General features: G+C 69.5%; 7 protein-coding genes. 1 reads left to right on the top strand and 6 read right to left on the bottom strand.

The genetic code is table 11. The features are described 5' to 3' along the window. The coding region (locus G3N98_RS35810; protein ID WP_206150766.1) for a family 20 glycosylhydrolase at nt 1-1,689 on the top strand (1,689 nt) is incomplete at its 5' end. Between the two features lie 165 nt (nt 1,690-1,854). Here G3N98_RS35810 and nagE read toward each other — a convergent pair. The 6 genes from nagE to G3N98_RS35780 form a co-directional block, all read right to left on the bottom strand. Further along, nucleotides 1,855-3,624: an N-acetylglucosamine-specific PTS transporter subunit IIBC gene (gene nagE / locus G3N98_RS35805; protein ID WP_206150765.1), complete on the bottom strand. Its 1,770-nt coding sequence runs from the start codon at nt 3,622-3,624 to the stop codon at nt 1,855-1,857. A gap of 87 nt (nt 3,625-3,711) precedes the next feature. After that, entirely contained in the window at nt 3,712-6,294 is a 2,583-nt protein-coding gene (gene ptsP, locus G3N98_RS35800; protein WP_206150764.1) for a phosphoenolpyruvate--protein phosphotransferase, read from the bottom strand. Between the two features lie 15 nt (nt 6,295-6,309). Further along, nucleotides 6,310-7,317: an SIS domain-containing protein gene (locus tag G3N98_RS35795; protein WP_179250069.1), complete on the bottom strand. Its 1,008-nt coding sequence runs from the start codon at nt 7,315-7,317 to the stop codon at nt 6,310-6,312. Beyond that, the gene (gene nagA, locus G3N98_RS35790; protein ID WP_089426373.1) at nt 7,310-8,413 is read right to left on the bottom strand and encodes an N-acetylglucosamine-6-phosphate deacetylase; all 1,104 of its coding nucleotides are present in this window, start codon (nt 8,411-8,413) and stop codon (nt 7,310-7,312) included. Before nagA ends, G3N98_RS35795 begins: the two co-directional genes overlap by 8 nt. A 98-nt stretch (nt 8,414-8,511) precedes the next feature. Continuing rightward, nucleotides 8,512-9,246 carry a GntR family transcriptional regulator gene (locus tag G3N98_RS35785; protein ID WP_043187255.1) on the bottom strand — a complete coding sequence of 245 codons (735 nt, stop codon included), beginning with the start codon at nt 9,244-9,246 and terminating at the stop codon, nt 8,512-8,514. A gap of 334 nt (nt 9,247-9,580) precedes the next feature. After that, a partial coding sequence (locus G3N98_RS35780; protein ID WP_346779125.1) for an OB-fold nucleic acid binding domain-containing protein occupies nt 9,581-10,217 on the bottom strand: 637 nt, incomplete at its 5' end.

Below are 10,217 nucleotides of genomic sequence, written 5' to 3'. Positions count from 1 at the left end.
CGAGTGCCGGTGTGGGGCGCCGTCGCGCCGCGCCGGCTGCCGGCCGACATCGCGACGCCGGGCGGCTACCGGCTCGCGATCGGGCCGCGCGGCGCGTTCATCGAAGCGTACGATCGTGCCGGCCTCTACTACGGCGTGCAGACGCTCTACTCGCTCGCGCCCGCCGGCGGCGGCCCGATCCCGGCGATGCTCGTCGAGGATGCGCCGCGCTTCACGCATCGCGGAATGCACGTCGATCTCGCACGCAACTTCAAGCACCCGGCGACACTGCGCCGGCTGATCGACCAGATGAGCGCGTACAAGCTCAATCGCCTGCACCTGCATCTGTCCGACGACGAGGGCTGGCGCATCGAGATTCCCGGCCTGCCCGAACTCACCGAGATCGGGGGGCGCCGCTGCCATGACCCGAGCGAGACGCGCTGCCTGCTGCCGCAGCTCGGCTCCGGCCCGGACAACCGCTCCGGCGGCGGCTACCTGACGCGCGACGACTACGTGTCGCTGGTGCGCTACGCAGCCGCGCATTTCGTCGAGATCATCCCCGAGATCGACATGCCCGCGCATGCGCGGGCGGCCGTCGTGACGATGGAGGCACGCTACAAGCGGCTGCATGCGGCCGGCCGCGAGCAGGAAGCGAACGCATACCGGCTGCTCGATCCGCAGGACACGTCGAACCTGACGACGGTGCAGTTCTACGACCGGCGCAGCGACCTGAACCCGTGCGTGCCGGGCGCGCTCAATTTCGCGTCGAAGGTGATCCGCGAGATCGCGGCGATGCATGCGGACGCGCAGGCGCCGCTGCACACCTGGCACTACGGCGGCGACGAGGCGAAGAACATCTTCCTCGGCGGGGGCTTCCAGCCGCTGAACGGCACCGATCCGAACAAGGGGCGCATCGACCTCGCCGCGCAGGACAAGCCGTGGGCGCGTTCGCCCGCGTGCACGGCACTGCTCCAGCGCGGCGAGATCAAGTCGATCGACGAGTTGCCGACACGTTTCGCGCAACAGGTGAGCGCGGCGGTCAGCGCGAACGGGATCGACACGATGGCCGCGTGGCAGGACGGCATCAAGCATGCGAACGGGCCGCAGGACTTCAGCACGCGCCACGTGATGGTGTCGCTGTGGGACACGATCTTCTGGGGCGCATCGGACAGCGCGCGCGACCTGAGCGGCAAGGGCTACCAGACGGTGCTCGCGCTGCCCGACTACCTGTACTTCGACTTCCCGTACACGCTCAACCCGCGCGAGCGCGGCTACTACTGGGGCTCGCACGCGACGGACGAGTACAAGGTGTTTTCGCTCGCGCCGGAGAACCTGCCGCAGAACGCCGAAGTGATGGGCGACCGTGACGGCAACACGTTCGAGGTGACGGGCACGGGCCCCGCGCCGCGCATCGAAGGCATGCAGGGGCAGGCGTGGGGCGAGGTGATGCGCAACGACACCTTCCTCGAATACATGGCCTATCCGCGGCTGCTCGCGCTCGCCGAGCGTGCATGGCACCGGGCCGACTGGGAGCTGCCGTATGCGGCCGGCGTGCGCTTCAGGCGCGGCGACACGCATCACGTCGACACGGCCGCGCTGCAACGCGACTGGGCCGGCTTCGCGACGCTGCTCACGCAACGCGAACTGCCGAAGCTCGACCGGGCCGGCGTCGGCTACCGGAAGCCAACCTTCACGCTGACGAATCCGTGAACGGCTGAGCGATTGCATGGCGGAGCGACGGCGCAACGCAGGCGAACGCATCGCGCCGTCGCCCGCACCAAAGAAAAACGGCTTGCGACGCATCGCAAGCCGTTTTCGTTTTGCCGGCCGGCCCGAACCCGCAGCGCGGATCGGATCGGCTTCATCGCATCAGCATCAGGCCAGTTGTGCGGCCGCCCCGCTGCCCGACGGCGGCAGGCGCGCGCCGAGCTGTTCGGCATAGCGCGCCGCCGCGTTGCCGCAGACGATGTGGAACGTATCGAGCGACACCCACGCGACGTCGAGCGCACCGAGACGATCGCGATCGACCGCCGACGGATCGCGCACGACCACCCGCAGGCGCGTGGTCGCGACCGCGTCGAGCGACACGACGTTGGTCGCGCCGCCGAACACCGCGAGCCAGCGCGTCGGCTCCGGATCGAGCGGGCCGGCGGCCGCGCCCGTGACGGGCTGTGCCGCGGCGACCGTCGCCGTCGATGCCGCGCCTGCTGCGCCGCTGCCGATGGCCGCACGCATCTCGTCGGCAATGATGTCGGCCTCCGGCCCGATGATCACCTGCACGCTGTTGCCGCCACGCTTGAGCACGCCGCGTGCGCCGATCGACTTCAGTTCCGGCTCCGAGACCATCTCCGGATCGACGACGGTCAGGCGCAGGCGCGTCGTGCACGCGTCGACGACCGACAGGTTGCCTGCCCCGCCGAGCGCGGCGATGTAGCGTTGCGCACGCGGTGCAGCGGCAACCGCAGCGGCACCTGCAGCCGGCGCGACGAAGCCGCCCGATGCATACGATTCCGCGGCCGCGTCGGCCGATGCCGGCTCACGGCCCGGCGTGGCCATGTTGAACTTGCGGATGAAGAAGCGGAACAGCCCGTAGTACGCGGCGCCGTACGCGATGCCGAGCGGGATCGCGATCCAGCCCTTCGTCGACAGCCCGTAGTTCAGCACGTAGTCGATCGCGCCAGCCGAGAACGTGAAGCCGAGCTTCACGCCGAGGATCTGGCAGATCGCGAGCGACAGCCCCGTCAGCACCGCGTGGATCACGTACAGCACCGGTGCGAGGAACATGAAGCTGAATTCGATCGGCTCGGTCACCCCGGTCAGGAACGACGTGAGCGCCATCGAGAACAGCAGGCCGCCGACCATCGCGCGGCGTTCCTTCGGCGCTTCGTGCAGCATCGCGAGGCACGCGGCCGGCAGGCCGAACATCATGATCGGGAAGAAACCGGCCATGAAGGTGCCCGCGGTCGGGTCGCCCGCGAAGAAGCGGTGCAGGTCGCCGTGCACGATCTCGCCGCCGGCGGGCGGCGTGAAGTTGCCGAACACGAACCATGCGAGCGAGTTGATGATGTGGTGCAGGCCCGTGACGAGCAGCAGGCGGTTCAGGAAGCCGAACACGAACGCACCGATCGCGCCCGCCGTCGTCAGCCACTGGCCGGCCGCGTCGATCGCGTGCTGGACCGGCTGCCACACGTACCCGAACGCGATGCCGAGTACCACGCAGACCAGGCCCGTGATGATCGGCACGAACCGTTTGCCGCCGAAGAACGCGAGGTAGTCCGGCAGCTTGATGTCCTTGTAGCGGTTGTACAGCAGGCCCGCGACCACACCCGCGATGATCCCGGACAGCACGCCCATGTTCAGCTTGGGATCGATGTCCTTCATGATCGCGGTTTCGATCAGGTAGCCGATCGCGCCCGCGAGCGCCGCCACGCCGTTGTTGTCCTTCGCGAAACCGACCGCCACGCCGATCGCGAACAGCAGCGGCAGGTTGTCGAAGATCGCGCCGCCGGCGTCGGCGATCATCTTGATGTTGAACACGTCCGGCTGGCCGAGTCGCAGCAGGATGCCGGCAACCGGCAATACCGCGATCGGCAGCATCAGCGCCCGGCCCAGGCCCTGTATTTTCAGAAACGGATTCCCGTTCATTCAGTCCTCCAATCCTTGTCTCGTCATTAATCGTCGTTGACCTAATTGCTTTCGTCTTGAAACCGGTCGCGAACCTGCCGTCGACGCTCAGTCGAGCGGCCAGACCTCGCGGCTTGCTGCCCTTACCGCCTGTGCCGAATCGAGCGCGAGCAGATCCTGCGCGCGCTGACGGCACAACTGGTAATCGAGACGGCGCACACGCGCCTTGATGCCCGGCACCGATACGGGGTCGACCGACAGTTCGGTCACGCCGAGGCCCACCAGGATCGGCACCGCGAGCGGATCGCCGCCGAGCGCACCGCACACGCCCACCCACTTGCCGTGCTTCGCGGCGCCGCGCACCGCGATGTCGATCAGGCGCAGCACGGCCGGATGCAGGCCATCGGATTGCGCAGCGAGATCGGCCTGGCAGCGGTCCATCGCGAGCGTGTACTGCGTCAGGTCGTTGGTTCCGATCGACAGGAAATCCGCGTGCTGCGCGAGCTGGTCGGCCAGCAGCGCGGCGGACGGCACCTCGATCATCACGCCGACCTCGATCGGCTCGGTGCGGCCCTGCGCGCGCGCGAATTCGTCGATGCGCTTTTTCAGGCGCACGAGCTCGCCTGCGTCGGTCACCATCGGCAGCAGGATGCGCACCGCACCGAACGGCTTCACTGCCAGCAGGCCCTGCAACTGATCGTCGAGCAGATCGGGGCGCACCTGCGCGAGACGGATGCCGCGCAGGCCGAGCGCCGGGTTCGGTTCGGGCGGCAGCGTCAGGTAGTCGACCTCCTTGTCGGCGCCGACGTCGAGCGTGCGGATGATCGCCGTGCGGCCCTGCAGTGCGTCGACGATCGACTGGTAGCTCTGCTGGTGCTCGACGACCGTCGGCGCGGCCTGGCGATGGATGAACATCAGCTCGGTGCGCAGCAGGCCGACCGCGTCGGCGCCGTTGTCGACCGCGGTGTTCGCGTCGTCGAGCGTCGCGATGTTCGCGGCGACCTCGATCGCGCGGCCATCGACCGTCGCGGCGGCTTCACCGGCCAATTGCCGGTTCGCCTCGCGCACGCCGTCCAGGCGCTGGCGCTCGTGCCGCGCGCGCTCGACGTCGAGCGCGGTCGGGGCGTGTTCGAGCCGGCCCGCGCTCGCATCGACGACGACCTGCGTGCCGTCCGGAATCGCGTACAGCGCATCGCCGACCGCGACCAGCGCCGGAATGCCGAGCTGCCGCGCGATGATCGCCGCGTGCGACGTCGCGCCGCCGCGCGCCATCACGAGCGCGGTCACGCGCTGGCGATCGAGCGACGACAGGTCGGACGGCGTGAATTCCTCGGCCGCGAGCACCGCTTCGTCGGGCAGCGCACGTGCAGCACCGTTCGTATGGCCGAGCGCGCGCAGCACGCGCTTCTCGATGTCGCGCAGGTCAGCCGCGCGTTCGGCGAGCAGCGCATCGTCGAGCTTCGACAGCGTGTCGATCTGCGTGCGGATCGTCGCGCGCCAGGCGAAGCCCGCGCTCTTGCCGAGGCTGATCAGGTCGCGCGCCGCGTCGATCAGCGTCGGGTCTTCCAGCAGCACGCGGTGCACCGCGAAGATGCCCGCTTCGCCGACCGCGCCGCGCGCCGATGCGTTGCGCACCGTTTCGTCGAGTTCGGCGTCGACGGCCTTCAACGCCTGGTCGAGCTGGCGGCTTTCCGTGGCCGGCGTGCCGGCGGCCTGCTCGGGCGGCACGATTTCCGCATCGTCGAGACGCACCAGCGTGCCGACCGCGATACCGGGCGCCGCGCACACGCCTGCGAGCGTGTTCGGGTCGATGGGCGCACCGACGTTGCGCGCGACCGTCTGCGGCGCGGGCGACCTCAGCCGCGCCGGTTGCTCCTCGACTTCGCCGTGCGCTTCGCGCAGCAGCTCGTGCTCGACCGCATCGACGGCCTGCTGCGCATGCGCGCCACGGCCGACCAGTTCGACCGTCGCGCCTTCGCCGGCGCCGAGGCCGAGCAGGCCGACGACGCTCGCGATCGATGCCTTGCGGCCGTCGAACAGCACGTCGACGGTCGCGTCGAATCCGCGCACGGCTTCACGCGCCCGCGCGGCCGGCCGCGCATGCAGGCCGCCCGGCTGCGCCAGCACGATTTCACGGCGCACTTCGTTTTGCGCCGCGGCGCCGGTTTGTGCCGCCTGCGCGGCCGCTTCGCCCTTGCCGCGCAGTGCCAGCAGCGGCGTCTCGCCGGCCGTCGCGAAGCCACTGGCACGATCGACGACCTCGAACGCATCCGAGTTCGCGATCGCGATCACCGACACGAGCGAATGCGCGCTGCGCGCCACCGCATCCTGGTCGAACTCGATCAGCAGCGTGCCGGCCTCGACACGCTCGCCGGCCTCGACGTGCGCGATGAAACCCTGCCCGTTCAGCTCGACCGTGTCGATGCCGATGTGCAGCAGCACTTCCGCGCCTTGCGGCGTCGTGATCGTCACCGCGTGGCCCGTGCGTGCGAGATGCGACACGACGCCCGCGCACGGCGCGACGAGCTGGCCCGCGAGCGGGTCGATGCCGATGCCGTCGCCGAACATCCCGCCGGAGAACACCGGATCGGGCACGTCGGCCAGTGCGACGATCGGCCCCGTCATGGGGCTAAGCAGGACGATCTGATCGTGGGTGGGGCTCTTCAACTGGGACTCCTCGGCGCGTCTCATCGGCGGTCTCGGCTATCAGTGCGTTTCGGTGACTTTGTTCAGGTGGCGCGGCGTGTCGGGATTGCGGCCGCGCGCAACGGCGAGATCCGCCGCCATCACGTAGAACGAAAGAATGGCGGCGATCGGGTCGAGCGCCGAATGGGCGGACTGCGCGAGCGGCAGCGTCGCGCCGGGTATGCCGGCGGGCGCCGCGAGCAGCACGGCGGCGCCGCGGGCGCGCATGTCCGCGGCAAGCTGCAGCAGGCCGGCCTGCTCGGGCCCCGGCGGAGCGAACACGAGCAGCGGATAGTCGCGGTCGATCAGCTCCATCGGGCCGTGACGGACTTCGGCGCTCGAGAACGCCTCGGCCTGGATGCCGGACGTTTCCTTCAGCTTCAGCGCGGCTTCCTGCGCGATCGCGAGGCCCAGGCCGCGGCCGATCACGATCATCCGCTCGACACCCGCGAGCGCCGCGACGGCCTGCGACCAGTCGAGCTGGCCGGCCTGTGCGAGCACGTCGGGCAGGCCGCGCAGTGCGGTCATCAGCGCGGCGTCGCGCTGCCAGTACGCGACGATCTGCGCGGACAGCGACAGCATCGCGATATAGCTCTTCGTCGCGGCCACCGACAGTTCGGGGCCGGCGAGCAGCGGCAACTGGTGCTCGCACGCGTCGGCGAGCGGCGACGGCAGCACGTTCACGGCGGCGACGGTGCGCGCGCCGGCTTCGCGCAGCGCGGCCATCGTATTGACGAGATCGGGGCTCTTGCCCGACTGGGAGAAGGCGATCGCGAGCTGGTCCTGCACCTTCAGCGGCGCCTGCTGCAGCGTCGCGACCGACATCGGCAGCGACGCGACCGGCACGCCGAGGCGGCTCATCGTCAGGCTCGCGAAATAGCTCGCGGCGTGATCCGAGCTGCCGCGCGCGACCGTCAGCGCGACGGCCGGCGGGTGATCGAGCAGTTGGCCGGCGAGCGCTTCGACGCGCGTCGTGTCGGCGATCTGCGCGGCGACGACCTGGGCGGACTCGCGCGCTTCCTTAAGCATATTCGACAATCGATTCTCCTTCGACGTAGGTCGCGGTGAGGTTCAGGTCGCGGTCGAACACCGCGAGGTCGGCCCATGCGCCGCGCTCGAGGCGGCCGCGATCGGCGACGCCGAGGTAGTCGGCCGCGTAGCGCGACATCCGGTTCGACACGTCGGCGATCGGCAGGCCGAGCGATACGAGGTTGCGCAGCGCCTGGTCCATCGTCAGCGTGCTGCCGGCGAGCGTGCCGTCGGCGAGGCGCACGCCGCCGAGGCACTTCGTCACGTGCTGGCTGCCGAGCCGGTATTCGCCGTCGGGCATGCCGGTTGCCGACGTGCTGTCGGTCACGACGTACAGGCGCGGGATCGCGCGCAGCGCAGCACGAATCGCGCCCGGGTGGACGTGCAGCAGGTCGGGGATGATTTCCGCGTATTCGGCGTGGGCAAGCGCCGCCCCCACCAGGCCCGGGTTGCGGTGATGCAGCGGCGACATCGCGTTGAACAGGTGCGTGAAACCGCAGGCGCCGTGCTTGAGCGCGGCCACCGCGTCGTCGTAGGTCGCGAGCGAATGGCCGAGCTGCACGCGCACGCCGCGCGCGGCCATCTCGCCGATGATCTCGATGTGGCCGGCGATTTCCGGCGCGAGCGTGACGACGCGGATCGGCGCGATCGACAGGTACTTCAGCACTTCGTCGAGCACCGCCGACACGGCCGCGTCGGGCTGCGCGCCGAGCTTGCCGGGGTTGATGTACGGGCCTTCGAGGTGCACGCCGAGCACGCGCGCGCCGCCCGGCGTGCGGGTGCGCGCGACGGTGCCGAGGTTCGCGACGACCTGCATCAGTTCGTCGCGCGGCGCGGTCATCGTCGTCGCGAGCAGGCTCGTCGTGCCGAATTGCGCGTGCGTGCGGGCGATCGTCTCGATCGCGTCGCCGCCTTCCATCACGTCGGCGCCGCCACCGCCGTGCACGTGCAGGTCGATGAAGCCGGGCAGGATGTACGGCGCGTCGTTCTTCGCGGGATCGACGGGCGTGCCGTCGAGGGTCGTGATGCGGCCGTTCTCGCTATCGAGCGAACCGTGAATCCAGCCGTCGGGGGTAAGGATGTTTCCAGTCAGCATGACGTTCTCTTGATGATCTGGTGACGCGGGCATCCGCGTCGTGATTTGCAAATCCGTGTCGTTGCTTCACGCGTGTCGCGCGCGGGCAGTCTCGCGCGTCAGCGTTTCAGTTCGGCGACGAAGTCGTAGTAATCGTCGCGGCAATACGTTTCACTCACTTCGATCGCGCGCTGGTCGGCGCCGTAGCCGATCCGCGTGATCACCAGCAGGGCCGAACCCGGCTTCACCGCCATCCATTTCGCGATCGCGTGCGTCGCGTTCGCCGCGCGAAAGTGCTGCAGCGCGCGCACGACGGTCATGCCGCGCGCTTCGAGGTATTCGTACAGCGACGCGCCGAGCACCTGCGGATCGGGCACCACCGCAGCCGGCAGCGTCGAGTGCTCGACGGCCATCACGATGCCGTCCGCGCGGCGCAGCCGTTCGAGCCGCGCCACCGTCGCGCCGGGCGCGAGGCCGAGCCGCGTGATCTCGTCGCGGTTTGCGGCACGCAGCGTGCGCGACAGCCACACCGAATCGGGCACGAAGCCGCGCTGCTGCATCTTCGCGGTGAAGCCGACGAGACGCGACAGCGGATCGGCGACGCGCGGCGTGATGAAGCTGCCCGCCCCGCGCGCCCGCTTGATCAGCCCCTGCTCGACCAGCAGCGCGAGGGCGCGACGGGCCGTGATCCGCGACACGCCGACCGACACCGACAGCAGCCGTTCCGACGGCAGCGCCTCGCCGGCCCGCCACGCGCCGGCGTGGATCGCGCTCGCCAGATTGCGGGCGAGCTGCAGATAGAGCGGCGTATCGCTGAGGGGATCGGGCGCCAGTTCGGACCAGCCGGTTTCCATGTGCCTCCGGGTGTCGGACGACGACCGCAGGCCGTCGAAAGTGAGGGCATTATATAACCACCATAATACCAGTCAACGAACTGGTATTAGTGGTGCCGAAATCGCCGGAAGCCTTGCCCGGCAAGCGTTTTAGTTCTCACAAACCCTTTGTTTACAATGAAGTACGGGGTAGGGATTTACCCGGATTGGTATGCAAGGGGACAGTTCCAGTACGCGGTTCGGCCAGGTTTTGGGCACGAATATGAGACCTGGATAGAACCAGTTTGGCCAACTGGTATGCACGGATGGCGACGCACCGCGCGTTCGGCGGCGCGCGCCGGTTGTGTCTCTGGAATCAGTGGAATTCGCGGCTCGACGTGCGCAGGCCGCCGAGCAGCGGCGTCAGATCCTCGAAGTGCTGCACGACGAGGTGCCTCACGTCGCTCGCGACCTGCCACACGCCGGACGCGGCAAGCAGCCGCGAATCGAGGGTTTCGCGGCGCTGCCGCGCGAGCAGCTCGGGCCGGACGATCAGGTTCACGCAGCCCGTTTCGTCCTCGAGCGTCATGAACATCACGCCTTTCGCGGTGCCCGGCATCTGCCGCGCGGTCACGAGCCCGCACGCGCGCGCGAGCCGCCCGTCGGGGCGGTCGTGCAATTCGGCCGCGGACGACAGCCGCCGCGCGCGCAGTTCGGACCGCAGCAGCGCGACGGGATGGCGGTTCAGCGTGAGGCCGGTGGTGTGATAGTCGGCGAGGATGTCGTCGGCTTCCGACGGCGCGCCGAGTGCGGGCTTCTCCACTTCGTCGATCGGCGCGGTCGCGAGCAGGTCGCGTTCGGGGGCGGCCGCAACCGCTTGCCATAGCGCATCGCGGCGATGGCCGGCGAGCGTCGCAAGCGCGTTCGCGGCGGCGAGCGCTTCGAGATCGCGGCGTTCGAGCTGCGCGCGGCGTGCGAGGGTGTCGACGTTGTCGAACCGGCCGGCCGCCGTG

The organism is Burkholderia sp. Tr-20390, assembly GCF_017104595.1.
GTDB lineage: Bacteria > Pseudomonadota > Gammaproteobacteria > Burkholderiales > Burkholderiaceae > Burkholderia.
Note: the sequence above shows the minus strand (reverse complement) of the source record. Positions and strands in the feature narration are given on the sequence as shown.

Excerpts from the sequence above, each read along its gene's own strand:
- nagE (WP_206150765.1), bottom strand. The coding sequence starts at position 3,624 with ATGAACGGGAATCCGTTTCTGAAAATACAGGGCCTGGGCCGGGCGCTG.
- ptsP (WP_206150764.1), bottom strand. The coding sequence starts at position 6,294 with ATGAGACGCGCCGAGGAGTCCCAGTTGAAGAGCCCCACCCACGATCAG.
- G3N98_RS35795 (WP_179250069.1), bottom strand. The coding sequence starts at position 7,317 with ATGCTTAAGGAAGCGCGCGAGTCCGCCCAGGTCGTCGCCGCGCAGATC.
- nagA (WP_089426373.1), bottom strand. The coding sequence starts at position 8,413 with ATGCTGACTGGAAACATCCTTACCCCCGACGGCTGGATTCACGGTTCG.
- G3N98_RS35785 (WP_043187255.1), bottom strand. The coding sequence starts at position 9,246 with ATGGAAACCGGCTGGTCCGAACTGGCGCCCGATCCCCTCAGCGATACG.